The organism is Rhodococcus sp. C1 (assembly GCF_020809065.1).
Lineage (GTDB): Bacteria > Actinomycetota > Actinomycetes > Mycobacteriales > Mycobacteriaceae > Rhodococcus_F > Rhodococcus_F qingshengii.
In genome coordinates this window covers 1,551,217-1,577,896 of record NZ_CP078080.1, presented here as the reverse complement: position 1 = coordinate 1,577,896, position 26,680 = coordinate 1,551,217, and the positions used below count along the sequence as shown (strand labels likewise).

At 62.0% G+C, this 26,680-nt stretch carries 29 protein-coding genes and 1 riboswitch; of the genes, 15 read left to right on the top strand and 14 right to left on the bottom strand.

Features of this window, described 5'->3' with window-relative positions:
- Nucleotides 1–2: 2 nt before the first annotated feature.
- The 3 genes from KTR60_RS07280 to KTR60_RS29305 form a co-directional block, all read right to left on the bottom strand.
- The gene (locus tag KTR60_RS07280) at nucleotides 3–788 is read right to left on the bottom strand and encodes an amino acid ABC transporter ATP-binding protein (protein WP_003944418.1); all 786 of its coding nucleotides are present in this window, start codon (nucleotides 786–788) and stop codon (nucleotides 3–5) included.
- Entirely contained in the window at nucleotides 785–1,759 is a 975-nt protein-coding gene (locus tag KTR60_RS07275) for an amino acid ABC transporter permease (protein ID WP_003944440.1), read from the bottom strand. The genes KTR60_RS07280 and KTR60_RS07275 overlap by 4 nt, the downstream gene beginning before the upstream one ends.
- A 110-nt stretch (nucleotides 1,760–1,869) precedes the next feature.
- The gene (locus tag KTR60_RS29305; protein ID WP_350318888.1) at nucleotides 1,870–1,947 is read right to left on the bottom strand and encodes a putative leader peptide; all 78 of its coding nucleotides are present in this window, start codon (nucleotides 1,945–1,947) and stop codon (nucleotides 1,870–1,872) included.
- Nucleotides 1,948–1,954: 7 nt separating this feature from the next.
- A riboswitch (SAM riboswitch) is annotated at nucleotides 1,955–2,049 on the bottom strand.
- Nucleotides 2,050–2,248: 199 nt separating this feature from the next.
- Here KTR60_RS29305 and KTR60_RS07270 point away from each other — a divergent pair.
- The 8 genes from KTR60_RS07270 (at nucleotide 2,249) to KTR60_RS07235 (ending at nucleotide 8,715) form a co-directional block, all read left to right on the top strand.
- Complete coding sequence (locus tag KTR60_RS07270) at nucleotides 2,249–3,016, top strand: sulfite exporter TauE/SafE family protein (RefSeq protein ID WP_003944404.1); 768 nt, start codon at nucleotides 2,249–2,251, stop codon at nucleotides 3,014–3,016.
- 37 nt (nucleotides 3,017–3,053) lie between these two features.
- Nucleotides 3,054–3,869 carry an HAD-IIA family hydrolase gene (locus tag KTR60_RS07265; RefSeq protein WP_003944345.1) on the top strand — a complete coding sequence of 272 codons (816 nt, stop codon included), beginning with the start codon at nucleotides 3,054–3,056 and terminating at the stop codon, nucleotides 3,867–3,869.
- 290 nt (nucleotides 3,870–4,159) lie between these two features.
- The gene (locus tag KTR60_RS07260) at nucleotides 4,160–4,717 is read left to right on the top strand and encodes an alternate-type signal peptide domain-containing protein (protein ID WP_047269467.1); all 558 of its coding nucleotides are present in this window, start codon (nucleotides 4,160–4,162) and stop codon (nucleotides 4,715–4,717) included.
- Nucleotides 4,718–4,721: 4 nt separating this feature from the next.
- Nucleotides 4,722–5,288 carry a hypothetical protein gene (locus tag KTR60_RS07255; RefSeq protein WP_064443278.1) on the top strand — a complete coding sequence of 189 codons (567 nt, stop codon included), beginning with the start codon at nucleotides 4,722–4,724 and terminating at the stop codon, nucleotides 5,286–5,288.
- Nucleotides 5,285–5,929 carry a signal peptidase I gene (locus KTR60_RS07250; protein ID WP_065352084.1) on the top strand — a complete coding sequence of 215 codons (645 nt, stop codon included), beginning with the start codon at nucleotides 5,285–5,287 and terminating at the stop codon, nucleotides 5,927–5,929. Before KTR60_RS07255 ends, KTR60_RS07250 begins: the two co-directional genes overlap by 4 nt.
- Entirely contained in the window at nucleotides 5,913–6,515 is a 603-nt protein-coding gene (locus KTR60_RS07245) for a SipW-dependent-type signal peptide-containing protein (protein WP_082920554.1), read from the top strand. Before KTR60_RS07250 ends, KTR60_RS07245 begins: the two co-directional genes overlap by 17 nt.
- 5 nt (nucleotides 6,516–6,520) lie before the next feature.
- The gene (locus KTR60_RS07240) at nucleotides 6,521–8,119 is read left to right on the top strand and encodes a hypothetical protein (protein WP_156778953.1); all 1,599 of its coding nucleotides are present in this window, start codon (nucleotides 6,521–6,523) and stop codon (nucleotides 8,117–8,119) included.
- The gene (locus tag KTR60_RS07235; protein ID WP_047269470.1) at nucleotides 8,119–8,715 is read left to right on the top strand and encodes an alternate-type signal peptide domain-containing protein; all 597 of its coding nucleotides are present in this window, start codon (nucleotides 8,119–8,121) and stop codon (nucleotides 8,713–8,715) included. Before KTR60_RS07240 ends, KTR60_RS07235 begins: the two co-directional genes overlap by 1 nt.
- Before the next feature lie 43 nt (nucleotides 8,716–8,758).
- Here the strand turns inward: KTR60_RS07235 and KTR60_RS07230 are convergent, their stop codons facing one another.
- Genes KTR60_RS07230 through KTR60_RS07220 form a run of 3 tightly spaced genes read right to left on the bottom strand, consistent with a single transcriptional unit; the run spans nucleotide 8,759 to nucleotide 10,879 of the window.
- Nucleotides 8,759–9,982: an O-succinylhomoserine sulfhydrylase gene (locus KTR60_RS07230; RefSeq protein ID WP_172403504.1), complete on the bottom strand. Its 1,224-nt coding sequence runs from the start codon at nucleotides 9,980–9,982 to the stop codon at nucleotides 8,759–8,761.
- The gene (locus KTR60_RS07225; RefSeq protein ID WP_007726822.1) at nucleotides 9,979–10,407 is read right to left on the bottom strand and encodes a rhodanese-like domain-containing protein; all 429 of its coding nucleotides are present in this window, start codon (nucleotides 10,405–10,407) and stop codon (nucleotides 9,979–9,981) included. Before KTR60_RS07225 ends, KTR60_RS07230 begins: the two co-directional genes overlap by 4 nt.
- Nucleotides 10,408–10,453: 46 nt before the next feature.
- The gene (locus KTR60_RS07220; protein ID WP_007726820.1) at nucleotides 10,454–10,879 is read right to left on the bottom strand and encodes a hypothetical protein; all 426 of its coding nucleotides are present in this window, start codon (nucleotides 10,877–10,879) and stop codon (nucleotides 10,454–10,456) included.
- Nucleotides 10,880–11,109: 230 nt separating this feature from the next.
- Between KTR60_RS07220 and KTR60_RS07215 the strand changes: the two genes are divergently transcribed.
- Nucleotides 11,110–12,507 carry an FAD-dependent oxidoreductase gene (locus KTR60_RS07215; protein WP_003944405.1) on the top strand — a complete coding sequence of 466 codons (1,398 nt, stop codon included), beginning with the start codon at nucleotides 11,110–11,112 and terminating at the stop codon, nucleotides 12,505–12,507.
- Between the two features lie 109 nt (nucleotides 12,508–12,616).
- Nucleotides 12,617–13,456 carry an amidohydrolase family protein gene (locus tag KTR60_RS07210; RefSeq protein ID WP_228402001.1) on the top strand — a complete coding sequence of 280 codons (840 nt, stop codon included), beginning with the start codon at nucleotides 12,617–12,619 and terminating at the stop codon, nucleotides 13,454–13,456.
- Here KTR60_RS07210 and KTR60_RS07205 read toward each other — a convergent pair.
- The 6 genes from KTR60_RS07205 to KTR60_RS29185 form a co-directional block, all read right to left on the bottom strand.
- Nucleotides 13,360–13,842, bottom strand: coding sequence for a DUF456 domain-containing protein (locus KTR60_RS07205; RefSeq protein WP_065352080.1), 483 nt, complete (start codon nucleotides 13,840–13,842; stop codon nucleotides 13,360–13,362). The genes KTR60_RS07210 and KTR60_RS07205 overlap by 97 nt on opposite strands.
- Nucleotides 13,839–15,074, bottom strand: coding sequence for a formate-dependent phosphoribosylglycinamide formyltransferase (gene purT, locus KTR60_RS07200; protein WP_003944342.1), 1,236 nt, complete (start codon nucleotides 15,072–15,074; stop codon nucleotides 13,839–13,841). Before purT ends, KTR60_RS07205 begins: the two co-directional genes overlap by 4 nt.
- 40 nt (nucleotides 15,075–15,114) lie before the next feature.
- Nucleotides 15,115–16,620 carry a GGDEF domain-containing protein gene (locus KTR60_RS07195; RefSeq protein ID WP_228402000.1) on the bottom strand — a complete coding sequence of 502 codons (1,506 nt, stop codon included), beginning with the start codon at nucleotides 16,618–16,620 and terminating at the stop codon, nucleotides 15,115–15,117.
- A 240-nt stretch (nucleotides 16,621–16,860) separates the two neighbouring features.
- Nucleotides 16,861–17,007 (bottom strand): hypothetical protein, encoded by a 147-nt coding sequence (locus KTR60_RS07190; RefSeq protein ID WP_007726811.1) that lies wholly within the window; start codon nucleotides 17,005–17,007, stop codon nucleotides 16,861–16,863.
- A 362-nt stretch (nucleotides 17,008–17,369) separates the two neighbouring features.
- The gene (locus tag KTR60_RS29190; RefSeq protein WP_019749478.1) at nucleotides 17,370–17,492 is read right to left on the bottom strand and encodes a hypothetical protein; all 123 of its coding nucleotides are present in this window, start codon (nucleotides 17,490–17,492) and stop codon (nucleotides 17,370–17,372) included.
- Nucleotides 17,493–17,702: 210 nt separating this feature from the next.
- Nucleotides 17,703–17,825 (bottom strand): hypothetical protein, encoded by a 123-nt coding sequence (locus KTR60_RS29185; protein WP_003944443.1) that lies wholly within the window; start codon nucleotides 17,823–17,825, stop codon nucleotides 17,703–17,705.
- Nucleotides 17,826–18,145: 320 nt separating this feature from the next.
- Here KTR60_RS29185 and KTR60_RS07185 point away from each other — a divergent pair, with 320 nt between their 5' ends.
- The 3 genes from KTR60_RS07185 (at nucleotide 18,146) to KTR60_RS07175 (ending at nucleotide 23,150) form a co-directional block, all read left to right on the top strand.
- Nucleotides 18,146–19,879: an ABC transporter ATP-binding protein gene (locus KTR60_RS07185; protein WP_058227530.1), complete on the top strand. Its 1,734-nt coding sequence runs from the start codon at nucleotides 18,146–18,148 to the stop codon at nucleotides 19,877–19,879.
- Complete coding sequence (locus KTR60_RS07180; RefSeq protein WP_003944426.1) at nucleotides 19,876–21,942, top strand: ABC transporter ATP-binding protein; 2,067 nt, start codon at nucleotides 19,876–19,878, stop codon at nucleotides 21,940–21,942. Before KTR60_RS07185 ends, KTR60_RS07180 begins: the two co-directional genes overlap by 4 nt.
- Nucleotides 21,943–22,049: 107 nt before the next feature.
- A complete protein-coding gene (locus KTR60_RS07175) occupies nucleotides 22,050–23,150 on the top strand; it encodes a CaiB/BaiF CoA transferase family protein (RefSeq protein ID WP_042924245.1) in 1,101 nt (366 codons plus the stop codon).
- Between the two features lie 60 nt (nucleotides 23,151–23,210).
- Here the strand turns inward: KTR60_RS07175 and KTR60_RS07170 are convergent, their stop codons facing one another.
- Both KTR60_RS07170 and KTR60_RS07165 read right to left on the bottom strand, forming a co-directional pair.
- Nucleotides 23,211–24,314, bottom strand: a complete 1,104-nt coding sequence (locus KTR60_RS07170; RefSeq protein ID WP_003944389.1) for a class I SAM-dependent methyltransferase — start codon at nucleotides 24,312–24,314, stop codon at nucleotides 23,211–23,213.
- A gap of 47 nt (nucleotides 24,315–24,361) precedes the next feature.
- Nucleotides 24,362–25,831 (bottom strand): PLP-dependent aminotransferase family protein, encoded by a 1,470-nt coding sequence (locus KTR60_RS07165; RefSeq protein WP_118602868.1) that lies wholly within the window; start codon nucleotides 25,829–25,831, stop codon nucleotides 24,362–24,364.
- A gap of 61 nt (nucleotides 25,832–25,892) precedes the next feature.
- On the opposite strand from KTR60_RS07165, the gene KTR60_RS07160 reads away from it, so the two are divergent.
- Both KTR60_RS07160 and KTR60_RS07155 read left to right on the top strand, forming a co-directional pair.
- A complete protein-coding gene (locus KTR60_RS07160) occupies nucleotides 25,893–26,123 on the top strand; it encodes a hypothetical protein (RefSeq protein ID WP_003944349.1) in 231 nt (76 codons plus the stop codon).
- Nucleotides 26,124–26,168: 45 nt separating this feature from the next.
- On the top strand, nucleotides 26,169–26,639 hold the full coding sequence (locus KTR60_RS07155; RefSeq protein WP_073513520.1) for a 5' nucleotidase, NT5C type: 471 nt from the start codon (nucleotides 26,169–26,171) through the stop codon (nucleotides 26,637–26,639).
- The last annotated feature ends 41 nt before the right edge of the window (nucleotides 26,640–26,680 follow it).

Below are 26,680 nucleotides of genomic sequence, written 5' to 3'. Positions count from 1 at the left end.
CGTCAGAGGACGCGGGAGAGAAAGGCTTTGGTCCGTTCGTGGACCGGATTGTCGATCACCTGCGAAGGCGGGCCCTGTTCGACGATGACGCCGCCGTCCATGAAGACCGCAGTGTCCGCCACTTCCCGAGCAAATCCGACCTCGTGTGTGACGATCACCAAGGTGGCGCCGTCACGGGCCAGCTGAGCCAGGACTTCGAGAACCTCGCCCACCAGTTCCGGGTCGAGCGCCGACGTCGGCTCGTCGAAGAGAATGACCGCCGGCCGCAGTGCCAGCGCTCGCGCTATCGCGACGCGCTGTTGCTGGCCACCGGAGAGTTGGCGGGGATACTCGTCCGCCTTGTCCCCCACTCCCACTCGCTCGAGCAGTGCGCGGGCCTCGCGGTACACCTCGTCACGATCACGCTTCTGGGCCGAGAGCGGCGCTTCCACCACGTTTTCCAACGCGGTCAGGTGCGGAAACAGGTTGAAGTTCTGGAACACGAATCCGATGTGCGAACGCTGTTTCAGGATCTCGCGGTCACGCAGTTCGTGGAGCCGATTTCCCTTGCGCCGGTACCCGATCAGTTCTCCGTCGATCCGTACGGTCCCGCGGTCGACCTTCTCGAGGTGATTGAGGGTGCGCAGCAAGGTGGACTTACCGGAACCCGACGGACCGAGAATGACGGTCACTTCGCCCTTGCGAACCAGGAGATCAACGCCGGCAAGTACTTCCAAGGCACCGAAAGACTTGTGAATTCCGCGTGCTTCGACGGCATACACCGTATCTTCGGCCAGTTCTGCGGTCATCGGGTAGCACCTCTCGGAATATCGAGACGCGCATCGCGAATCTCTTCGAACTTCTTGCGCGCCTTCTGTACCGGAGTCAACGGAAGAGCACGAGCGGATCCTCGTGCATAGTGGCGCTCCACGTAGTACTGACCGATCGAGAGCAACGTCGTGAGGATGATGTACCAGATCGTGGCGACCATCAGCAGGGGCACGACTCGTCCGTTGCGGCCGAAGATGACCTGCACCTGGTAGAACAGTTCGGCGATTGCCATGGTGGAGACGATCGACGTTCCCTTGAAGAGTCCGATGACCTCGTTGGCGGCGTTGGGGAGGATCGCCCGCATTGCCTGCGGGAGAACGATCTTGAAGAACTGGCGACTGCGCGGAATACCGAGCGAGTGAGCAGCTTCGATCTGACCGTGATCCACCGAGATGATTCCGGAGCGAATGATCTCGGCCGAGTATGCAGCCTGGTGCAGCGCCAAACCGATGACTGCTGCGGTGAATCCGCCGATCACACCGCTGACCTGGAAGGTGAAGAACTCGGGACCGAAAGGTATTCCGAGAGAAAGCGTCTGGTACAGGTATGTGATGTTGAACCAGAAGAGCAGCTGCACGATGAGTGGAATCGAGCGGAAGGCCCAGATGTAGGTCCAGGCGATCACCTGCAGGACCGGATTCTTCGACAACCGACCGAGCGCCAGGAAGACACCGAGACCGAAACCGAGGATCGTCCCCCACAAGGTCAGTTTGATCGTCATCCACAGCGCGGCGAGCACTGATTTCGCGGTGAAGTACTGCGCGAACGTCGGCCAGTCCCAGCCGGGGTTGACGACGAGCCCGTGGATGAACTGAGCAAGCAGGACCAGCACGACCGCACTGATCACCCAGCGCAGCGGGTGCCAGGTGCGAGCGACGACAAGCTCCGAGTCGGGAAGTTGCGACTCGGACACCGACTTTTCGGGGCGGACATCGGTGGGCGCGCTCACGGCGCGCTACCTGACGGAGTGGACATCACGAATAGACCTTTCGGGGAAATGGGAACGCAGCTGTGTCCTCGAGTTGGTGCGCTCGAGTTGCGAAGACGACGAGAGTTCGGTCAGCGACAGTGACACGAAGCGGTGCGGCACAGATCGATGTGACGTCGCTTGTGCGCAGCGTGCGAAGTGGTACCCATGTGATGCCTTCCATCGGTCCTGGCGGTAGCACCCGCTCCCGATCACTCGGGGGGTTGCTGCGACGTCGACGAGCCAGGTCTCTCGGTCGCTCTGGATGGTGAGCAAAGACTAGACGCGAAATGTCGAGTCGTCAAATGTTGTATTTCCCTGCACTGCAAGGGAAATGAAGGGTCCACGATGTTGAAATCGCATTGATTCCAACGGTGTCCGAAGCCGCGTTCGGCGTGTTGAATGGAGCGTTCGAATGAAGACCGGGACCGCCGTCCGGACTGACTTTTCCTCTGCCGTACCGTCTGCGGAGTGAGTGGACTCGACGCTTTCTTCATCTTGTTGGCCGGTATCGGCGCGGGCGCGATCAACGCCGTGGTCGGCAGTGGAACGCTGATCACGTTTCCCACCCTGGTCGCCTTCGGCATGCCGCCCGTGACCGCAACCATGTCCAACGCGGTCGGGCTCGTCGCCGGCGGAGTTTCGGGTACCTGGGGCTACCGACGTGAGCTGTCCGGACAGTGGGACCGACTGAAGTGGCAGATTCCGGCGTCCCTCGCCGGAGCACTACTCGGTTCGTGGTTGCTCATGCACCTACCCGAGAAACTGTTCGAGACCATCGTTCCGGTGCTCTTGGTCCTCGCTCTCGCGCTCGTCCTCCTCCAACCACGCATCCAGGCGTGGGCCAAGAAGCGTTCCACCGAAGAAACGACGCTGTCCACCAAGAGGCTGATGCTCCTGACCGCCGGCACTTTTGCAGTCGGCATCTACGGCGGATACTTCACTGCCGCGCAGGGCATCCTTCTCATCGGTGTGATGGGTGCCATCCTCCCGGAAACCCTCCAGCGCATGAACGGCGCGAAGAACCTGCTGTCGCTGCTCGTCAACATCGTTGCAGCAGGGATGTACATCACTCTGGCATTCGATCAGATCAATTGGGCAGCAGCCGGTTTGATCGCCGTCGGCTCACTCGGTGGTGGCGTCCTCGGCGCCCGCTACGGACGGCGCCTGTCCCCCACTGCATTGCGCTACACGATTGTCGTCGTCGGCCTGATCGGCCTGTGGCGCCTTCTCGCTTGACCGCCCACATCGGGCGCCACCCGCACATACTGGAGTAATGACCAGTACAGAAGATCAGACCGGTTGGACCTACCTCATGGACATGGACGGGGTTCTCGTCCACGAGGAGCACTTGATACCTGGAGCGGACACGTTCCTGGCAGAGCTGGCGTCGAACGACATCCCGTACATGGTGCTCACCAACAACTCCATCCGCACCCCGCGTGACCTGCGAGCACGCCTGCTCAATTCGGGACTCGACATCCCGGAGAAGTCGATCTGGACGTCAGCGCTCGCAACCGCGACGTTCCTGGCCAACCAGCGGCCAGGCGGCAGCGCCTACGTGGTCGGCGAATCGGGCCTGACCACTGCCCTGCACGACATCGGTTACGTCCTGACGGACAGCGACCCCGACTACGTCGTCCTCGGCGAGACGCGAACGTACTCCTTCGAGGCAATCACCACCGCCATTCGCCTGGTCGAGCGTGGATCGCGGTTCATCGCCACCAACCCGGACGCCACCGGGCCGTCGCGTGACGGCTCGCTGCCGGCCACCGGCTCGGTCGCGGCACTCATCACCAAGGCAACCGGACGCGATCCCTACTACGTCGGCAAGCCCAACGCCTTGATGATGCGCTCAGCCCTGCGGTCCATCGGCGCTCATTCCGCCAATACGTTGATGATCGGCGACCGCATGGACACCGACATCGTCTGTGGCCTCGAAGCCGGACTGCAGACGATTCTGGTGATGACCGGGATCTCGACCCGCGCGTCGGTAGAGCTCTATCCCTACCGCCCGACCATCGTCCTCGAGTCGGTCGCCGATCTTGTGGGAACAACAACCGATCCATTCCGTAGCAACACAAACAATTGATTCAAATTGCAAAACAAAACCGAAACTCGGTAATTAACTGGTAAAAAACAGCAGATTTGCCAAGTTCCGACTCGTCCGCTTTGTCCAACTGAACAAACCAACGGTTTTATTCGCACCAAACTTACAAACGAGTAGTTAGACGCAGGTCAAAGATCATTTCGACACCGAGTGACAGTTGGACTCCAGTCGTAAAATTGATTTTTCGAAAAGTGGTAACGAATCGTTTGCCGTGTCTGATACTCATGTCTGAATGGCCCCATTTCGGGTCCCAGACATGAAATGAGATTTTCATGAAGAAGCAGACCAAGGGTGCGATCGCTGCTGCGGCGGCCGGTGCCCTCCTCCTCGGCGGTGCCGGCTCGCTCGCAGTCTGGAGCGATTCGGCCGACGTCAGTGGCGGCGGGCCCGTCACGTCCGGCGCCCTCGACCTGAGCTCTTGCGCACCGGTCGGTGGCGGGTGGAACTCCCTCAACCCGACGAAGACCGCGATCACCAACATCTCGGCTTACCGAATAGTCACCACCGAGAGCATCGAATACACCTGCGACGTCACTGTGACCGCAGTGGGCGATCGTCTCGCGGCTGTTCTGACCGCTGATACGGCCGGAATCGTTCCGGGTGCGAACAGCGCCGAGCTTGCCGCTGCTGTCGTGCCCGTGACGACAATCAAGGACACTGGCGGCAACCCGATTTCGCAGATCACCAAAGCCCAGAACGGAACGATCGTCCACGTCGGAGTCCGGCTGAACTTCAACGAGGTGGCCAATCAGGTCGCGCAGAACCAGTCGCTGAACTTGTCGGCGATGAAGTTGGTCGTCACTCAGACAGCACTGACACCGGCCCCGTAATTTCATGAGGAAAAAGGTCTGGGGAGCGATCGCAGTCGCGGTGGCTGCTGTAGCGGTGTTTGCATCGTCACAGCAGTCGCTCGCGCTGTGGTCCGATTCGGCGAGCGCGAATGGCGGTACGGCGACAGCCGCCAGCGTCAACCTCACGGTTGGTACAACTGCCGGAACCAGTGCGGCGTACACCCTGGCGAACTTGACGACGGCCGCGACGCCCGTTGTCCCGGGAAACACGGTGCAAGCACCGCTCACCGTCAAGAATTCGGGGACTGATCCTCTGCAATGGCGAATGCAGTCGACGACCGCACTTACGGGATTCACGTTGACCACGTACGGAGTCGCCAACGAAGGCGCCTGCCCGACCGGCGTGAACACGGCAGCTCCTGCCGTTCCATCCCTGATGTCAGCACCGATGACCGCGTCGCTGCAGCACCCGGTTTCACCGGCGTACATGCCGGATCCGCTCGTGCCTGGCGGCACCTACGTCTTGTGTCTGCGGCTCGCGGTGGACTCTGGTGCGGTCTCCGGTCAAACGAACAAGGCCACCTTCACGTTCCAGGCAGGTCCGGTATGACAAAACACTCGACCAAACGCGGTGAACGTACCGGCCCTCTGTGGTGGGTCACCTCGATTGTCAGCTGGACACTGCTGCTGGCAATTTCGGCAGTCATCGTCGCAACGATTGTCGTTCCCTTCTTTGCCGGAGCACAGCGCTTCACGATTCTGACCGGTTCGATGCGCCCGACGTACAACCCTGGATCACTGGTAGTGGTCAAACCTGTCGATCCGTCCGAACTGGGGATCGGTACACCTATTACGTACCAGCTGGAATCGGGTCAGCCGACCGTCGTCACGCACCGGATCATCGCCACAAGTGAAAACCAGAAGGGTGAAAGAACTTTCATCACCCAGGGCGATGCGAACGGTGAGCCTGACGAGAAGGAAGTGCGGCCGGTGCAGATCCGGGGAAAGGTCTGGTACAGCCTGCCTTATCTCGGTTACGTGAACACCTGGCTGACGGGAGAGCAGCGCACCGTGATCGTGGTGATCGTAGTGACCGCTCTACTGCTGTACGCGTCGTACATGATGATCAGCGGCATCCGTGACGGCCGGAAGGAGCGAGCTCGCGCCCGATTGGCTGCTGACCCTGCACCTTTCGAGCCCGCAGACAACGCCCAGATCGAGAAAGGCCAGCACGATGCCCTCGCGCCCTGACCGTCCGGCTCACCGGATTCGTCACCTGTTGACCAGCACGCGCTTTCGCGCGCTGCTCGCTTTGGGGATGGTACTGGGTGTCGGCGGCGTGACCACACTCGCGGCCTGGACGTCTTCCGCCACGGCAACCTCGGGCAACATCACGACGGGTTCCATCAATCTGCAGTTGAACAGCATTGCCCAGCCCATTCTGACCAGGTCTCTGAATTTCAGTGAGCTTGGCAAGTCCGGAATGATTCCCGGCGATTCGAATACCGCTCTGATCAAGGTCAACAACCTGGGCACAGGGACAACTGTCCCGCTGAAGTACACGATCACGTCTACGAGTAGTGGTGCGTTGACGACCTCTCTACGAATGACGGTTTCCTCCAACGGAACTGTTGCCAACAAGTGCACTGACGGCGCCAACGTTGTGTCCTCGCTCGCGCTGACACTCACCGCGAATCAAGCCATCGGTAGCCCCGACCGCCCACTGGCGGTCGGGGCTACCGAGAATTTATGTGTCTCGGTGCAGCTTCCGACAACACCGACACCGCCGACGAACAGCACGTCGAACATCGTCCTGACCTTCACGGCAAAGGTGTGATGGCAATGGCTCGACACACGAAAAAACATGCAAAGGCCTCGATGCCGAACCGGGTACGGGAAGTCCTGCTCAGTCTGGGAGCCCTCGCAGGCTTGGTATCCATCATCATTTTCATCGCCGGTCTGGCTTTCGGTATCACCCCGCTGATCTTTCGGAGTGGATCGATGTCACCCGCGATCGATACCGGTGCTCTCGCATTCGCGCGCACCGTGCCTGCTTCGGAAGTGCTGGTCGGTGACATCGTCAGCGTCTCCGACAGCCAAGGCACGCGCATCACCCATCGTGTGGAATCAATAGATCAGCAGGGCAACAACCTTGCCGTCGCACAACTACGTGGTGATGCAAATCCGATCGCCGATCCCGATCCCTACGTCATCACCGAAGCCGATCGCGTCTTCTTCAGCATCAACCGCCTCGGATACGTGGCAGTCTGGCTGTCCGGACCGAGTGGGCTTGTGCTTGGTGCGATTGCCGTCGGTGGGCTCCTGTACATCGCGTTCCGTCGACGTGAGGCTTCCGACGCGGAGGAACCTCAGCGGGATCGTCAGGACATACGCGGCGACTCCCATGCCCTCAAGGCCATCGTCGCCTTGGCTACGGTCGGTCTCACGATGGTCGGTGTGTCCCAGATCGGTGGTACCAAGGCGGGGTACACCGACACAGCCACGGCAACAAGCATTCAGTTCGGCACTGCTGCAACCTTTCCCACGTCTCCAAGCACAGCCAGTTGCGCAGTGAATTTTGCGGTCGCAGTAACGATCACTTGGCCAGCGACGGTCGGAAGCTCATACCGTCTCATTGCCCGCGATAGCAACGGATCCTTGTTGGGATCGAATGACTACACCGCAACGTCTACTACAGGCTCCATGAGATACGGCTCGGGCGGTACAACAGTCGCGTTCCCGCTCATCGTCGGCACCTACAACATCGAAATCCATGGACTGAGCGGCACGTCGGTCACGCCGTCGTACTCCGGCTACCAATTCAGCATTCTCGTCGGCCTGCTCTACTCGTGTGGCGGTCCGATCAGCGGGACATCTGCTCTCAGTCGATCGGCAGCGCCGGCACTGGCGGCAGACGCTCCGAGCACTCCTACCACGGCCGTCACTTCCACGGCCGTCACTTCCACGACCGCCTCATCCACCACGCCCACCACGACATTGGCGCCGGCTGTGACAACCACCAGCACAACTGCACCGTCGACAACCACCAGCACAACTGCACCGTCGACAACCACCTCGTCACCGGCTACAACTACGGCGCCCCAGACGACGACCGCTACAACGACAACGACAACGGTGCCACCAACTACGACCACCCCGAGCGAGGTTCCCGTCGACGCCCCGGTGACCACTACCGGTCACAGTGCACAGAAGCTCTCGACTTCCGCTGGAACCGTTGTGTCCGTGTCGAATTCATCAGGTACTGAAGTCTATCGAGGTACCGTCGACAGCGACGCTGTCCTGCATTGGCTCACCGGTACCGATCAGCTATACGTAATCACCCCTTCCGGAGTCACCGTCATCGACACGTCAACGGGAGTCTGGGCCGAATCTCCTGCCCCGAGCGAACTGCCGGACGAGATCAAGGCGCTGGTGCCGTGATGAGAAAGACAACGAAAGCTGCCATGGCAGTTGCCGCGGCCGGAGCCGTATTGCTCGGCGGTTCGGGCACATTGGCGAAGTGGACCGACAGTGCGACCCTGACAAGCGCCGCTGTCCAGTCCGGGACCCTGGATCTGGGAGCGTGCGTGACCACGAGCGGCGGGGGCTGGTATTCGCAGGTCTACGTCAACGCGCCCACCAATCCGAATCCACTCGTATATATCCCGGACATCACTACCTACCGGCTCAAGCCCGGATTCAACTACACGTATTTCTGCGATTCGAAGGTGATGGCCACCGGCCCACGTCTGAAAGCGAACGTGACAGTCGACAAGACCAAGTTGAGCGGCGGGCTCGCGGCCGCCAACATCGACCTTCGCACGTACGTCACGGATCAGAGCAACAATCTGCTGTACGACAGCACAGCACCGACGCCGAACCTCATCGCGGTCACGTCGGCCCTGAACAACACCAATCTGACGGCGCAGGTGTTGTTCACGATCTACCCCACCGACACGACAAGCTCAGGTCTCACACTGAATACGACGGCGTTGACGATCGACGTCAAACAACTGGGTCTCACGCCCGCACCGTAGAACGCCTTGCCGTCGGAAGTTCGAGGCAAGGCGCTCCAGCGATTCAGCCGAGTGCTCGCTTCAGATCAGCCAACAGATCAGCCGTGTCTTCGAGACCGACGGACAGACGGACAACGCCGTCTGTAAGACCCACTGCTGCACGGCCTTCCGGACCCATGGCCCGGTGCGTCGTCGTGGCGGGGTGAGTGATCAACGACTTGGAATCTCCCAAGTTGTTGGAGATGTCGATGACGCGCAGACCGTTGAGAACCTCGAACGCCCGCTTCTTGCCCTCTCCGTCAGGCGCATCGAGCTCGAACGTGACAACCGTTCCGCCACCGCTCATCTGAGACTTCGCGAGCTCGTGCTGCGGATGCGACGTCAGGTACGGATACTTGACCCACTTGACGCCGGAGTGTCCTTCGAGGAATTCGGCGATCTCGAGTGCCGAAGCCACGGAGTGCCGAATACGGACCGGCATCGTCTCCAGGCCCTTGAGCAGAGTCCACGCATTGAATGGACTGAGCGCAGGACCGGTGTGCCGCATCAGTTCTCGAACGGGACCGCTGATGTATTCCTCGGTACCGAGGATCGCGCCACCAAGCACGCGGCCCTGACCGTCGATGTGCTTGGTGCCGGAGTACACCACGACGTCGGCACCCAGATCGAGGCTGCGCTGCAGAAGCGGCGTCGCGAAGACGTTGTCCAGCACTACCTTTGCACCGGCTGCATGAGCAAGCTCCGACACCCGTCGAACGTCGACGAGAGATTGCATCGGGTTGGACGGCGTCTCGAAGAACACTGCCGTGGTAGGCACGGACAGCGCCTCTTCCCACTGCGCGTTGTCCTCACCGTCGACGAAGACGACCTCGACTCCCCAGCGCGGAAGAATCTCGTTGCACACGACGAAGCAGGATCCGAAGAGGCTGCGCGCAGCCACCAATCGGTCGCCGTTGGCCAACAGTGCGCCCAACGCCGTGAAGACTGCCGACATTCCGCTGGCAGTCGCAAAGCAGGCTTCCGCGCCTTCGATGAGACGCAGACGCTCTTCGAACATCTTGACGGTCGGGTTGCCGTAGCGGGAGTAGACAAAATGATCCACCTCGCCGGTGAAGGCTTGTTCGGCGGCTTCTGCACTCTCGTAGACGAATCCGGAGTTGAGGAACAGCGCTTCGGAAGTCTCCTCGAACCCGGTACGCATCAGTCCGCCGCGAACACCGAGAGTGCCGAGACCGACGTCGTCCGGCAGCGCTCGTTGAAATGCGCCACCCTGGGGAATTCCGCTCACTGCTGCCTCCATGGCAAGCCGATGGCCCGCCAACCTACAAGTCCGCGATGTCCGTCGGCACCCAATGCGCCTTCGAACCCGTCGAGCACGTTGTACGACGGGCCGATGCCCGCCGCAGTCGCAGCTTCCGCCGCACCGATGGAACGCTGTCCGGATCGACACAGGAAAATCACCGGACGCTCCGACCCGGAGGAATCAGCAGTGATGCCGGCTTCCTTCAACTGGTCGACGAAGTTGTCATTGCGCGCGCCGGTCGGGTGGCTCACCCATTCGATCAGTGCGGCCTGCTTGCCGAGGGAGGACACATCGGGGACACCGACGTACTTCCACTCCGCATCGGTCCGCACGTCGACCAGCACGGCGTCGGGGTTTTCGCGGAGCAGCTCCCAGGCTTGCTCCGGCGTCAGATCGCCTGCGTAACTCACGTAGTCCATGTTTTCACAAGACTGCCGTGAGCGCCTGAGCGGGCCGTCAGTTGCAGACGACCCAACGGTTGCCGTCACGGGTCAGGGCCCAGGTCGAGACTCGCTCGCCCGCTCCGCCACCGGTGATCGTCACGTCGGCCCGGGCGCGATCGCCGTTGACCGCGACCCCGTCCACACCCTTCAGCTCGACCGTCCCGTCGACGCCGGCCATAGGACCGTTGCTCGAATTGAAGCTCGCGCAGGTCAGGGTCTTGATCGTCTCCGCGTCATTCCGATTCTCGGCATCGACGTAGTCGGTGACGGAGCGGCTCACGCGGTCCGACTCGGTGACGTTCTCCTCGGCCGGCGAGATCCACGATGCGACGAAGATTCCACCCAGGATCAAGGCGACGATGGCGACAGCCAAGAGGAACGGCCCCGCAGACGCCTTCTTGCCATCGATGTTGTCGGATTCGCGCAGCTCGTCACTCATAACGCCAATAGTCCCCCACAACTTGAAATTGTGGCCCGTCAAGGATCAGGCCCCTACCCCGGATACCCGAGACAACAGGAGAATGGGAGGAAAGAATAGGTTTACCCACAACCGATCGAGTGAGAGTGTGGATCCGTTCGGCCGCAACCGAGGCACTGTGCTTAGGTTCGGCTAAATTGGATACTTGTCGATATGTTGTCCGAACTTCGAAGAAGGTAGCTGTCCTCACGATGACTGACTCCAACCGCCCACTCCGGGTCGCGATCGTCGGCGCCGGCCCCGCCGGCATCTACGCCGCCGACGCCCTCATGAAATCCGACACCGCAGTTTCCGGCCGCGGCGTCAGCATCGACCTCTTCGAGCGCATGCCCGCGCCCTTCGGCCTGATTCGTTACGGCGTCGCGCCTGATCATCCGCGCATCAAGGGCATCATCACCGCCCTGCACAAGGTGCTCGACAAGCCTCAGGTACGCCTGCTCGGCAACATCGACTACGGCACCGACATCACCCTCGACGACCTGCAGTCGTTCTACGACGCGGTCATCTTCTCCACCGGCGCCAACGCCGACCGTGCGCTCGGCATCCCGGGCATCGAACTCGACGGCAGCTACGGCGCGGCCGACTTCGTCTCCTGGTACGACGGCCACCCCGACGTACCGCGTACGTGGCCGCTCGAAGCCGAGAAGGTCGCCGTCCTCGGCGTCGGCAACGTTGCCCTCGACATCGCCCGCGTTCTCGCCAAGACCGGCGACGAACTGCTGCCGACCGAGATCCCCGCCAACGTCTACGAGGGCCTCAAGAACAACAAGGCCGTCGAGGTTCACGTCTTCGGACGCCGCGGCCCGGCCCAGGCCAAGTTCACCCCTCTCGAACTGCGCGAACTCGACCACTCGCCGACCATCGAGGTCATCGTCGACCCCGAGGACATCGACTACGACGAGGGTTCCGAGCAGGCTCGCCGCAACTCCAAGCAGGTCGACATGGTTGCGAATACGCTGCAGGACTGGGCAATTCGCGACGTCGGAGCCCGTCCTCACAAGCTGTTCCTGCACTTCTTCGAATCTCCCACGGAGATCCTCGGTGAAGACGGTAAAGTCGTCGGCCTGCGCACCGAGCGCACTCAGCTCGACGGCACCGGCAACGTCAAGGGCACCGGCACGTACAAGGACTGGGATGTCCAGGCCGTGTACCGCGCCGTCGGTTACCTCTCGCAGAACATCACGCAGTTGCCGTTCGACGACCAGGCCGGCACCGTCCCCAACGACGCCGGACGCGTCGTCGCCGACGACAACGCCGAGGGCGCAGCCCGGTTCATGCCGGCCACCTACGTCACCGGCTGGATCAAGCGCGGCCCCGTCGGCCTCATCGGCCACACCAAGGGTGACGCCAACGAAACCGTCGCGAATCTTCTCGAGGATTCCGTCGACTTCGCGGGCGCCGCGAACCCCGACGAGAACGCAGTCATCGAGTTCCTCGAAGGCAAGCAGGTTCCGTACACGACCTGGCAGGGCTGGTACCGCCTCGACGCGCACGAGCGCAGCCTGGGCGAGCCCGAGGGCCGTGAGCGCATCAAGGTCGTCGAGCGTCACGACATGCTGAAGGCATCCGAGCCCGACCGCGCGAACTGAGTGCGCGGAAGTAACTGAACAGAAGCCCTCCACCGGCCCGACGCGACCCAGGTCACATCGGGCCGGTGGTGTGTGCAGGGACCCAGGGCAACAGGGCAAAATAGACCCCGTGTTTGACGCCCATGTGCATATCATCGACCCGCGCTTCCCGCTGGTCGAGAATCACGGGTACCTGCCTGAGCCCTTCACCGTGGCCGATTACCGGGCCCGGATTGCCTCGCTGAAGGGCCTCAGCGTTGACGGCGGCGCGGTGGTGACCGCGTCGTACCAGGGCAATGACCAGGAATACCTGAAAGCTGCCTTGTCCGAACTCGGTGAAGGCTGGGTGGGCGTCACTGCTTTGCCGCTCGATGCGACGGATGAAGACATCGTTGCTCTGGACGCACTGGGAGTACGTGCCGTCCGGTTCAACCTGCGCCGCGGCGCCACCGACCTGCGTCTGCTTGCCGATCTTGCCAACCGCGCATTCGATCTGGTCGGCTGGCACGCCGAGTTCTACGTCGATGCCACGCTGTTGCTGTCGTTGGAACCGGTCTTCGCCAAATTGCCCGCGGTGAGCATCGACCATTTGGGAATGTCCACCCGCGGACTGCCGTATCTCCTCAACCTCGTCGACCGCGGAGTGCGCGTCAAAGCCACCGGGTTCGGCCGCACAACCATCTCCGACGTCAGCGATGTGCTGCGCCAGATCCACGCGGTCAATCCCGCTGCGCTGATGTTCGGCACCGATCTACCCGGTACACGGGCACGTCGAGCGTTCGAGGTCCACGACCTGGACGTGATCGCCGACGCTGTCGGCGACGACCTGCCCGCGGTCATGTGCGACAACGCCCGCTCCTGGTACCGCTGCGCTCAGGTGAACGCAACGGCTCCCAGCCACAGCCCCGCCGCGACCAGCGCTCCGAACAGTTCCACCAGCATGGACAATCCGACTGCCTTCACCGCGTGAAGCGTCGACGACCAAGCGATGTCGTAACGGCGCAGCCGCGCTAGTTCCGCGAAATACGTTCCGACGATGAATCCCAGGAACAAGCCCACGACCGGAATCACGAAGAACCCGATGATGCCGACGACGCCGCCGACCACCACCGACAGGTTGGGCACTCCCCCGGACTTCATCCGCTTGCCCGGCCACGTGTACTTCACGATCCCGGTGACCACCAGTGCCAGCGTGGACAGCGCGAACACCGTCCACGCCGTGGCACCACCGGTCATGATCGCCCACACCAGAATTGCACCGAAAACGAGAAGCGTCCCCGGGAGAATCGGAACGACGACACCGATCAGACCGACCAGGATGACCAGCCCGACGAGGACCTCGGCCGCTGGACTCATCCGACGGGACGCACCTTCGACGCAGCCTCGCGAGCACGGTCGCGTGCAGTAGGCACATCGGCGGCCGTCGACACTGCAACACCCATGCGACGACGCGTAAAGCTCTCCGGCTTGCCGAAGAGCCGCAGGTCCGTCTCGGGAACCGCGAGCGCCTCGGCGACGCCGTCGAATCCGATCCCCTTTGCCTCCACTCCGCCGTAGATCACTGCCGATGCTCCTGGAGACGTGAGCGTCGTGTCGACCGGCAAGCCCAGGATCGCGCGGGCATGCAGTTCGAACTCCGAAAGTCGCTGCGTCCGCAGAGTCACCAATCCGGTGTCGTGCGGCCGTGGGCTCACTTCGGAGAAGAAGACGTCGTCGCCCTTCACGAATAGCTCGACGCCGAAGATGCCTCGCCCGCCCAGAGCCGTGGTCACCTTCTCGGCGACGTCTCGGGCCGAGGCGAGGGCAACCGCGGACATCTGCTGCGGCTGCCACGATTCGATGTAGTCTCCGGCCTCCTGCAGGTGCCCGATCGGTTCGCAGAACGACGTCTCGACCTGACCGCTCTCACCGACGGCTCGAACTGTCAATTGCGTTATCTCGTAATCGAAATCGACAAAGCCTTCGACGATCACCCGGCCGTGATTCACACGACCTCCGGCCATCGCGTAATCCCATGCGGCGTCGAGATCTTCGGCGGATCGAACCGTCGACTGTCCCTTCCCCGACGAGGACATGACTGGCTTGATGACGCACGGGAAACCGATTCGGTCTGTCGCTGCCTGCACTTCGGCAAGCGAGTCCGCGAAGGCGTACGGCGAAGTGGGCAGGCCCAACTCCTCGGCCGCGAGCCGACGGATTCCCTCACGGTTCATCGTGAGCTGGGTGGCTCGGGCGGTCGGAATGACCACCGCACCCCCGCGTTCTTCGACGAGTGCAAGCGCATCCGTCGCGATGGCCTCGATCTCGGGAACCACGAAGTGAGGCTTTTCCAACTCGATGACGGCAAGCAGTGCTTCCGGATCGGTCATGTCGACGGTATGAGCACGATGAGCCACCTGGTGCCCAGGGGCATCGGGATACCGATCCACCGCAATCACTTCGACGCCCAGACGCTGCAGCGCGATGACAACTTCCTTACCCAACTCGCCTGATCCCAACATCATCACGCGGATGGAGTTCTCGGTCAGTGGGGTTCCGAATCGGAGCGGAAGCGTCGGCAGGGGCGAAGGCGTCGAATCAAGCTGCATGGGTGCGACTATATGCCAATCCCGATGCAGGTCAGCGCGGTTATCGGCCGTCCACCACACCTTCGCGGCCAAATCCTCGCCGGATCGTTCGGGGTAGCGCAGGTTTGCGATAGGTGCGGGTGGCAGTGTCCGGCTCGGAATTCCGTTGCGGCACGGTGTCGTTGCCGACGCGGTGCACTTTCACGAGGTTGCGCCCAGCACGCTTGGCGTCGTACAGAGCCTCGTCTGTGACGCTCATGAGGGTCGACAGCGCCGGCGTCGCATGATCGACCCACGCGACGCCGACGCTGACGGTGCTCGTCACATCTGATTCGGCCGAGTACTCGACTTGCGCGCCGCGGACCGCCTCGGCGACATCGATTGCTCGCGCGTAGCTGCAGTCCGGAAGCAGAACGGCGAACTCCTCGCCGCCGAGCCTTCCGATCAGATCGCCGTCCGACAATCGGTCAGCGGCCCGCTCGGCAAAGTTCGCGAGAACGCTGTCACCGGTCATATGTCCATGCGTGTCGTTGATGCTCTTGAAGTGGTCCAGGTCGAGCATCAGCAGGCCGACCGGAGATTGTGTGCGAGCCGCGTCGGCAAGTTCCGCTTCCGCGTGGCCGAGGAACGCACCGCGCGAGAGGACCCCGGTCAGATGGTCGAATTCGACGGCAAGGAAGAGCTCACGCTCGACAGCACGGCGTTCCTCGGTCGCACAGGCAACCGCTATCGGCCCCAACGCGATCAGCGTGACCGCTATGGATGTGATGACGTCCTCGTTCCACGTCGAGGCGGCTTGATCTCCGATGTCGAGTCGACCGCTACCCGCCATCATGAGTGACCACACCGACCAGACCACTGAAACGAAGGCAGTGCTCGGAACCGAGATGCGAGTGGCACACCAGAGGAGAGCTGGAATCGGCAAGACCAGCGCAATCGGCCCTTCGATACTGAGGGCGATCGGCACGCAGGCTGCAGTGGCGAGTAGCGGAACGCTCAGAGCGGCGACAGTTCTGGCGGTCAGTCTCCTGCGGAACTCGGCAAGGCTCGACGGGATGGTGAGAGTGAGAATGAGAGGAAGGACCAGCAGGTACGCCATGACCTCGGTGGCACCCCAGTGGAAAAACGTGTCGGCAAAGGACTGACCGCGTAAGAGCCGGTCCAAGGCGCCGGCCGTGGCCGCGGTACCAGTCGCCGCGACGAACGAAACGAAGACCATCCATACCAGCGACTGCGAATCGACCAATCGGAACGGTGTGCGCTTCAAGTAGTACAGAACGAGAACACCGAGCGTCACTCCGGCGAGGTTGGCCCCGTTCAGCTGCAGGGCAAGCGACAGCGAGTTGCCCGTAATCAGGTCAGCGCAGACGTATCCGACGGCCGCGGCGATCCACGTCCGCCATTCGATCAGGACCGGCCATCTGACCATCATTCCCAGCAGAATGGCGTTGGCGCACCAGAAAGTCGCGAGCAAACCTGGTGGGCGCGTGAGGATGCCGATCAACGATGCCGCAAGTACGACGGCCAGCACTAGGAGAAGGCGCAGAAAGCGACTCGTCCCTACCATGCGTCACCTCGCGGTCGGCTACCTCTGAATTCGGGAGCACCGGACGTCGCGGTGACCGTATGCCGATGTCGTCGAACCATCGTACGCAGGTGCTGCCACTCGCAGTTCTGTGTTCACATGCCAAAACGGCAGCTGCGACCATCTCCGCAAACGCGAGTGCCCTCCGGCCACGACAGTGGACAGAGGGCACCTGCATGCAATCCGATCGGCAGAGCCGAATGGACCTGCCGGAAGGGATGACTACTCGGCGGATCCGCTGGACAGACCCGAGAGTGAACCGGTGGACGAGCCCTCGCCCTTGCCGGACAGCGATTCGGTGGGAACGGACTTGAGGAAAGCTCCGAGCGCGGTGAGCAGGGGTCCGAGGGTGCTGAGTGATCCGAACATAGGAGGTTCTCCTGTATGTGAGGTGGTGTGATGTTCCAGCGCCATTCCGGCCGCAGGCGGTGGCCGAGATGGTTCGGGAACTTCTGCCGCACGGATGGCTGAACCGCCCCCCGAACAACATCCCGAGCTGTGATGTAGCGCACTTACTTGGCGCTGCCTGCATTTATAGACCGGCTTTCCACACTTGTCTAGCTACCTAATAGCTATCAATACGGACTTTCGGTCACACCTTTACGGATAATTGCAGTTCAAAGCGCAAATTCACCCTCTAGAATGTCCCATAATGTGATTTAGCTCACAGTGAAAAGCCGAAAAGTGTGACCCGCAGACAACTGCGAGCCACACTTTCGGACAAACTGGACTTACTTATCGGCCGCCGATCCCGTCCCAGGGGTGAGAGAGCCACCACCGAGTGCCGTGAACAGGTCCTTGAGCACCGGAATGAACGTCTTGACGACGCCGCTGAAGTCTTCGAATGAACCCATGTCGGGCCTCCTTTTGTCGGAATGCAGTTGAGATGAAGTGAGGACCGAGAACTACTCGGCGGCCGAACCGGCCGAACCCGAGCCGTCTGCCGATCCCGCGTTCAACTTGGTCACGAATGCAAGAACGCTCTTGAGGAAGGCGTCGAGATTCTGAATCGAGGTCATGCGACTACTCCTGTGTTGTTTCGGAAGATTTCTCGAGGTCGAACGTCAGGAGTTCGAGCTCGCGGTGTCCAGCCCCTGAAGGGTTTTGAGCATGTTGACCAGGGGCAGAAGCTGGAGAATGCCCCAGCCCATACCGTTGGCTTTGAGGAGGTTTCCGAGGGATCCCATATGTGACTCCTTGCATGAATATCTATGACGCGGCGCACGTTTTGTTCGCTGCACGTCTTTGTAGCCAAGCTAAATACGTACGTCCAGTTTGTTTCTGTCCAATCGAAAACGTGACACATTGGATGAATATGTAAACCTGCAGTTCAGGTGCTGTGACCTGAATCCAATCTCGAATTCGAGCGTGTTCGAGATCACAGTCAATTAGGACAAAAGGATGCAATCGTCAGAGTCGGTGCCAACCTCGACCGCGATCTGTCATACCGTGTGCGTGTGATCAATCGCGAACGAGCGGCAACCGAGGCAACTCACCGGGAACCGTCGTGCTAGCAAAACTCCTCAAGACGTACCTGCCGCCGTACCGCTGGTTGCTTGCCGGGGTCCTCGCACTGCAACTCTTCGGGGCCATCGCGTCGTTGGTCCTCCCCACACTCAACGCGCGGATCATCGACGACGGCGTCGCCCGAGGCGACACCGGATTCATCATGTCCACCGGCGGGATCATGCTCCTGGTCTCGCTTGCGTCGATCATCGCGTCGGTCGCATCGACCTATCTGGCTGCAAAATCGTCGATGGGCTTCGGCCACGACGTTCGAGGCGCCTTTTACAAGGCAGTCGGCAGTTTCTCGGATCGCGAATTCAACAGTTTCGGTGCGCCGACGCTGATCACACGCAACACCAACGACGTCCTGCAGATCCAGGCCCTGGTCATGCTGACGTCCTCGATGCTCGTCAGCGCCCCACTTATGTGCATCGGCGGCGTCATCATGGCTCTGCGCGAGAACCTGCAGATGTCCTGGCTCCTGACGATTTCGGTACCACTGCTCGGCATCACCGTCTCGGTCGTGGTGGCCAAGCTGATCCCGCATTTCCGGACGATGCAGACGCGGATCGACAACATCAATCGATCACTGCGCGAACAGCTCACCGGTATGCGTGTCATTCGCGCCTTCGTTCGCGAACCCGACGAAACGATCCGCTTCGACAAGGCCAACAAGGAACTGACCGACACTTCGCTCCTCATCGGCCGGTACCAGGCGGTTCTGCTGCCCACCGTCATGTTGATCGCCAACCTGTCGAGCGTGGCGGTCCTGTGGTTCGGCGCGCATCTGGTCGATACCGGAGACATGCAGATCGGACAGATCAGCGCCTTCCTCGCCTACGTCATGCAGATCCTGATGTCGGTGGTCATGGCGACCATGTTGGCCGTCGTGATCCCCCGCGCCGCCGTGTGCGCCGACCGCATCACCGAAGTACTCGACACCGAGGCGACCGTGCCCGCGCCGGCCCAGCCCCTTCGCCCGACCAGCCCATACGGCGTGGTCGAGTTCGGTGGAGCCGGATTCACGTATCCAGGAGCAGAAACGCCGGTTCTGTCGAATGTTTCGATGCGATGCATGCCAGGCACGGTCACCGCGATCGTCGGCAGTACGGGCAGTGGCAAATCGACCCTCGTCTCACTCATCCCCCGGCTCTTCGACGTCACAGCCGGCGCCGTCCTGGTCGACGGCTTGGACGTCCGTGGCTGGGATCAGGACGAACTCTTCGCCAACTTCGGATACGTGCCCCAGAAGGCCTATCTGTTCGCCGGCACGATCGCGAGCAATATCCGCTACGGAAACCCGACCGCCACCGACGACGACATCTGGGCAGCCCTCACCATCGCCCAGGCAGACGACTTCGTCCGGGAGCTGTCCGACGGTCTCGAGTCACCGATCGCCCAGGGCGGCGGCAATCTCTCGGGCGGACAAAAACAACGTCTCGCCATCGCCAGAGCGGTGGTCCGCAGACCCCGGATCTTCGTCTTCGACGATTCGTTCTCCGCTCTCGACATGCATACGGACGCCGCGGTCCGACGCGAACTCCGGACGGTTTCGACTCATTCGACGGTCATCATCGTGGCTCAGCGCGTCGCATCCATCATCGATGCCGACCAGATCATGGTCCTCGAAGACGGTGCGCCGGTCGGCCTCGGCGACCATCAGTTCCTTCTGGCCAACTGTCCGACGTACCAAGAGATCGTGGCTTCCCAGATTCCCGCGGAGATGAGCGCATGACCAGCCCGCAGGACCCGACATGGGGCGGCCCCAACAGTCAGTACTTCGACGATGCCCCGACGGTGGTGTTCGCCAAGATCCCGAGCGAACCTGAATCCGCGGACGGGGATGCGAAGTCGAGTAACCCCGAGACCCCCGACAAAGAGCCGAAGCCCGCGCTGACCGCGACGGACACCAAACCTCGCCACTTCAAGGCGACGATGAAGCGGCTTCTCTCGCTTCTGCAGCCGCACAAGTTTGCGGTCTTCTGTGTCGTCGTTGCGACGATCGCCAGCATCGCACTCTCCGTCGCAGTGCCGAAGATCCTCGGTCACGCGACAGACCTCATCTTCGCCGGGTTCATCGGCAAGAGCCTGCCCGCCGGACTGACCCGCGAGCAGGCCGCAGACGCCATCCGGGCATCAGGGAATTCGACGTTCGCCGATCTTGTCGCCAACTCGACCGACGTCGTTCCCGGTGTGGGTCTGAACTTCGACGCCATCGGCAAGGTCGTCATGCTCGCGATCGGCGTGTACTTGCTCTCGTCGCTGCTTGCCTGGTTGGAAGCATTCCTCCTCAACATCATCGTCCAGAAGACCATCTACAACCTGCGTGCCTCGGTCGAGGCGAAGCTTCACCGTCTCCCCCTTCCATACTTCGACAAGACGCCGCGTGGCGAGATCCTCAGCCGCGTCACCAACGACATCGACAACATCTCGTCGACGCTGTCGTCGACGTTGACCTCGCTCCTGACGTCGGTGCTCACCGTCCTCGGCGTCCTGACGATGATGTTCGTCATCTCTCCGATGCTCGCCCTGATCGCACTGATCGCGGTGCCGGTATCGGTGCTCCTCGTTGCCAGGGTCGCCAAGCGAGCACAGGTGTTGTACAAGGCTCAGTGGACCGAGACGGGCAAGATCAACGCGCAGATCGAGGAGAACTACAGCGGTCGCGACCTGGTACGCGTGTACGGGCATCAGGCCGAAGCCGAGCGTGAATTCGCCGAGCAGAACAAGAAGCTCCTCGACGCGTCCTTCGGCGCACAGTTCCTCTCCAGCCTGATCATGCCGGTCATGAACTTCGTCGGAAACATCACCTACGTGCTGCTCGCTGTGGTCGGCGCTCTCAAGGTCGCCAGCGGCAACATGTCACTCGGTGACGTTCAGGCCTTCATCGTCTATTCGCGCCAGTTCAGCCAGCCACTGACGCAGATCGCGTCCATGTCGACCAGCCTGCAGTCCGGAGCCGCGTCGGCGGAGCGGGTCTTCGAGCTTCTCGACGAACCCGAGCAGTCGCCCGACATCGACGTGCCGCTCCTCCCCGAGCCCGCCGGACGTCATCGCAACGTCGGTCACATCGAGTTCGAGAACGTCTCGTTCCGGTACGAGCCGGACAAGCCGTTGATCGAGAACGTGTACCTCACGGCCCGGCCCGGGCAGATGGTCGCCATCGTCGGGCCCACCGGTGCCGGCAAGACCACCTTGGTCAACCTGCTCATGCGCTTCTACGAAGTCGACTCCGGCCGAATCACTCTCGACGACGTCGACATCTCGCAGATGCGCCGCTCCGACTTGCGCAAGCACGTCGGCATGGTTCTGCAGGACACCTGGCTCTTCGGCGGCACGATCCGCGACAACATCGCATACGGCCGACTCGACGCCAGCGAATACGAGATTCACGAAGCCGCACGCGCTGCCTTCGTCGACCGCTTCATCCACACCCTCCCGGACGGGTACGACACCGTGCTGGACGAGGAGGCGTCGAACATCAGCTCCGGCGAGAAGCAGCTCATCACGATCGCTCGTGCATTCCTGTCGGAGCCGTCGCTGCTGATTCTCGACGAGGCGACGAGCTCGGTCGACACACGTACGGAACAGCTTGTGCAGCAAGCAATGTCCGCGTTGCGCGTCGGGCGGACCAGCTTCATCATCGCGCACCGGCTTTCCACCATCCGTAACGCCGATCTGATCGTCGTGATGGAGGCGGGCAAGATCGTCGAGCAGGGCACACACGACGAACTCATCGCAGCGGCGGGCGCGTACTTCCGTCTCTACAACGCTCAGTTCGAGGGTGCCGCCGTCTAGTGATCGGCGCCTCCCTCGGCGGACACAGTGCCCCGGAGCACACCTGATCGATTCGACACGTTACCGTCGGGTCAGAAGTGTTGTCACCGTCTGAATTGGGAGTGCGTGTGTCTGCAGAAGCTGTGGAGAAGAAGGGCCCGCTCGCGGGCATTCGGATCGTGGAATTCGCTGGATTGGGACCGGGCCCGCACGCCGCGACACTGTTGGCGGACATGGGCGCCGACATCGTCATCGTGCAGCGCGCAGGGCAGATTCCGCAGGACTCGAACGCAACCGACCAGATCAAGCGCGGCCGCCGCATCGTCGAGGCCAACCTGAAGGACCCGGCCGACGTCGCGAAAGTGCTCGATCTCCTGGGCCGCGCCGACGTCCTCATCGAGGGTTTCCGCCCCGGCGTCATGGAACGCATGGGACTCGGACCCGACGTGGTCTCGGAGCGCAATCCGCGCCTCGTCTACGCCCGTATGACGGGCTGGGGACAGGAAGGACCGCTCGCCAACGCCGCCGGTCACGACATCAACTACATCTCACTGACCGGTGTCCTCAACGCCATCGGACGCAAGGGTGAACGTCCCGTCCCGCCGCTCAACATGGTCGGCGATTTCGGCGGCGGTTCCATGTTCCTGATCTTCGGCATTCTGTCGGCTCTCGTCGAGCGCTCGACGTCCGGTAAGGGCCAGGTCGTCGACGCGGCAATGGTCGACGGAACCCTCGCGCTCTCCCACATGATGTGGGCATTCCGCGGTCGCGGCGTCTGGTCCGACGAGCGCGGCGTCAATCTCCTCGACACCGGCGCTCCGTTCTACGACACCTACGAGACCTCCGACGGCAAGTACATGGCCGTCGGATCCATCGAACCCCAGTTCTACGCATTGCTGCTCGAGGGCCTCGAACTCGATCCCGCGACGCTCCCTCACCAGATGGACACGTCCAAGTGGGACGACATGAAGAAGCTCTTCACCGAAAAGTTCCTGTCCAAGACTCGCGACGAGTGGGCCAAGATCTTCCTCGGCACCGACGCCTGCGTCTCCCCTGTCCTGACTTTCGCCGAGGCTCCGTCCAACGAACACATCGCGGCTCGCGGTTCGCTCATCGAACTGGACGGCGTCACCCAGCATGCTCCCGCACCGCGCTTCTCGCGCACGCCCACCACGACGCCTGCTGCGCCGGCGCGTGAGGCGACGGATATCGATACGGTCTGGACCTAGGGCCTTCGGCCCCTGTGCGCCTTTTTGGTAGTTACTGCAACCAAAAAGGCGCACGGGGCGTCAGCCCAACCTGTAGAACCTGAACATCTCGTGCTCGATCGGCAGCACGTCCACCCGCTCGAAACCTGCCGCCTTGGCATAGCTTTCGAGTGTCGAGTGCCTCATCACCGTCCCGGTGGCAATGCTTCCCGGATGCGAAAGACTGTCCGGTAAGCAGCAGGTCAGCGAAAATCCGTACAGCAATTGCTCGATCGGACCCGCCTCGGGATCGAACTCATCCGCCGTTCGTTCGTCCATCACGATCACCGGAGCGCCCGGCTGGGCAATCGCCCGAGCCGTGGACAGAAAGCCCACCGGATCCGGAACGTCGTGAAGGCACTCGAAAGCGAAGACGGCGTCGTAGGTCCCGGCATCGGCTCGCCCGGCCTCAGGAGCCTGTCCGGCGACGTCGACCAACGAGAAATGCACGCGGTCGTCCACCCCCCGATCATGAGCGTTACGACGGGCAGCGTTCACCGACGCCGCGTCGACGTCGAAACCGTGCACTTCGATCTTCGGGTATCCGAGGGCGAGCGCGATCGACGACCAGCCCTCCCCCATCCCGAGATCAGCGACCTGCCCGCCGTCCGAAAGTGTGGCGTGCAGGTCGGTGACTACCGGCAGAAACTGCTGACAGAGCTGATGGAGATACATCGGCCGATTCAGTAGCGCCTGACCCTCGCGAGCATCGGGGCCCATCGATTCCCACGTGACTCCCCCACCGTGACGATAAGCGTCGAGTAGACGTGGCATCGACGACGTCGTCGCGACGAACAGCCTCGCCAGCGGCGCCAGGAAAAGTAGGTTCTCGTCGTCGACCAGAACATCGGCGTGGGCCTGCGGCAGGCTGTACCGGCGATCGGCATCCGAATTGACGTCCACATAACCGGCGACGGCCTGCTGCTCGAGCCACTCCCGCGCATATCTTTCGACGGTCCCTGTCCGGTCCGCCAGCTCCGTCGACGTGAGCGGGCCGTGATCGCTCAGCGCGCGGTACCAGCCCAACCGGTCGCCCAGATACACGGCCTGCAGCTCCGATGCCCCGAGCGTGGCCGCGAACAATCGTTCTGCGAGCGCTTCCGCCGCACTGGTTCCCGCTGCGCCTGTACCGTCTACCGCCGTCATGCCCTACCTCCTGGTTTCACACCACTTTCAGGGTGTGTACCCAGTTCTCAGACGACGACCATTCGTTGGTCTGCCGTGTCGCGATCCGTCGCGAGAGTGTCGTACGCAGCGGCGATGGATGCAACGCCGCGAATGAGGTCCTCGGGAGAACGTGCGTACGGCACGCGGATGAATCGTTCGAACGCACCTTCTACGCCGAAACGGGGGCCGGCGGCAAGGAGTACGCCGAAGTTGGGTGCCACCGCCGCCAACGCCGTCGAGACGGGCGCGGACATTCGCATCCAGACCGACATTCCGCCGGAACCGATGGTGGGACGCCAGTCCGGCAGATGCTCGGCCACCGCACCGAGGAGTACCGCACGCTGTTCTCGCAGAACTTCGCGACGCTGTTCGAGCAACGAGCGGTCGTCGGCGAGCAAGTAGGCGGCTGCCAACTGATCCATGACGGGAGTACCGAGGTCGACCGCGGCACGCGCCCCCACCAACTGGGTGATGAGCGCGGCATCGGCGCGAATCCAACCGACACGTAGCCCGCCCCACAGCGACTTCGCCGTCGAACCGAGCGTCACCACTTCGGTTTTCGCTGCGCCTCGCCCATGTGAGGCGACCGGCGCCGGCGGTGGTGCGTCGAGCCACAGATCCACCATCGTCTCGTCGACGACCAGAGTCATCCGCGTTTCGTGCGCAATCTTCGCAAGCTCGGCGCGGCCGGAAGAGTCCATGCAGAGGCCGGTCGGGTTGTGAAAGTCGGGGATCAGGTATGCCATTCTGGCAGCGGTTTGCCTTGCTGCACTACGAATCCCGTCGAGATCCCAGGCTCCGGCTAACTCCGGTCGGACCGGAACCGGTACGGGCCGAGCGCCGTTTCGCCGAATCGCTTCCAGCGCATTGGGGTACGTCGGATGATCGACCAGCACTCGCTCGCCGGGTGAGGTGAGCACCGACAGCAACAATCGAAGCGCGTGCTGCGCACCCGAGGTGACCATGATCTGTTCGGCGGTGGTGGGAAGACCCCGCGCCGTGTAGCGCTGCGCGATCACGTCACGCAAGTCGGCGATCCCGACCGGTTCCATCCCGTGCGTGGGCAGGAAGTTCGGAAGTTCCTGCAGCGCAGACGCATACGCCAGTTCGACCTGAGCGGCGGGAGCTGCCATCGCCGCGTAACTGAGGTCGACGACGGGTCCACTCGGCCCGGGTTGATGGGAGCGGAACATCAACCCGTTCGGCCGCGCGCCGGCAGGCAATGCCACGGTGCTTCGCGAACCCTGCCTGCTGATCAGGTAACCCTCGTCGCGCAGCACCGAGTACGACGACGTGATCGTGGTCCGACTGAGTTCGAGTACCGCCGCAAGTTCACGCTCACTCGGCAGTGCGACCCCCAGCGGAACGCGACCGTCGTGCACAAGCAGGCGGATACCGTCGGCGAGCGCACGGTACGCGGGCCTGCGTCCGGACTCTTCCTGCCAGGATCCCAGATCGCGCGCAAGCGAACGGGCACCGAGAACTCGAGTCATCATGCAGTCCAGTATCGACAACTTGGCTATGTAACTCAATACCAGTCGAGTTGATCATATGTCCATGACTACCTTCGCAACCCTGATCGGCATCGGACTCTTCGTGGCACTCGTCTACTTCTTCGCGCCCGCCGAAGGTGAAGGTACATACATTCGGTTGGAGCAGTTTCGCCTGGCAGCACCCCTCGGCGGCATCTTCCACGACAAGACTTCAGACCGCGAGAACGACGCTGTCAGACCCCCGTGCGATTGTGATCAGGGGGAAGAATTCACTGATCTCAGTCCAGTTGCGTAAAACTGGACTCTTTTCGCACTCAGAAAGTCTCCAGAGAGGGTTCCCATGCCGGCTTCCAAAAAGATTCTCTATATCGATCTCGACAACACCTTGGTCAACTTCCAGTCGGGCATCGATCGCCTGACCGACAGCGTCCGAGAGAAGTACAAGAACGACCTCGACGAAGCGCCGCACATCTTCTCTCGCATGGATCCTCTCGACGGCGCTATCGACGCCTACCACCAACTGGCACAGCAGTTCGACACCTACATCCTCTCGACAGCGCCGTGGAAGAACGCCACAGCCTGGCACGACAAGGTTCTGTGGGTACAAGAGCACCTCGGAATGGAGGAAGGCAGCGTCGCGTACAAACGTCTGATCCTCTCGCACCACAAACACCTCAATCGGGGCGACTACCTCGTCGACGACCGCGGAGCAAACGGAGCAGATCGATTCGAGGGCGAGTGGATCAAGTTCGGCAGCACCAAGTTTCCCGACTGGATGACCGTCACCGCGCACTTGTCGAAGCTGGCTTGAAACACGAAATCCCCGCTCATGCTTGCATGAGCGGGGATTTC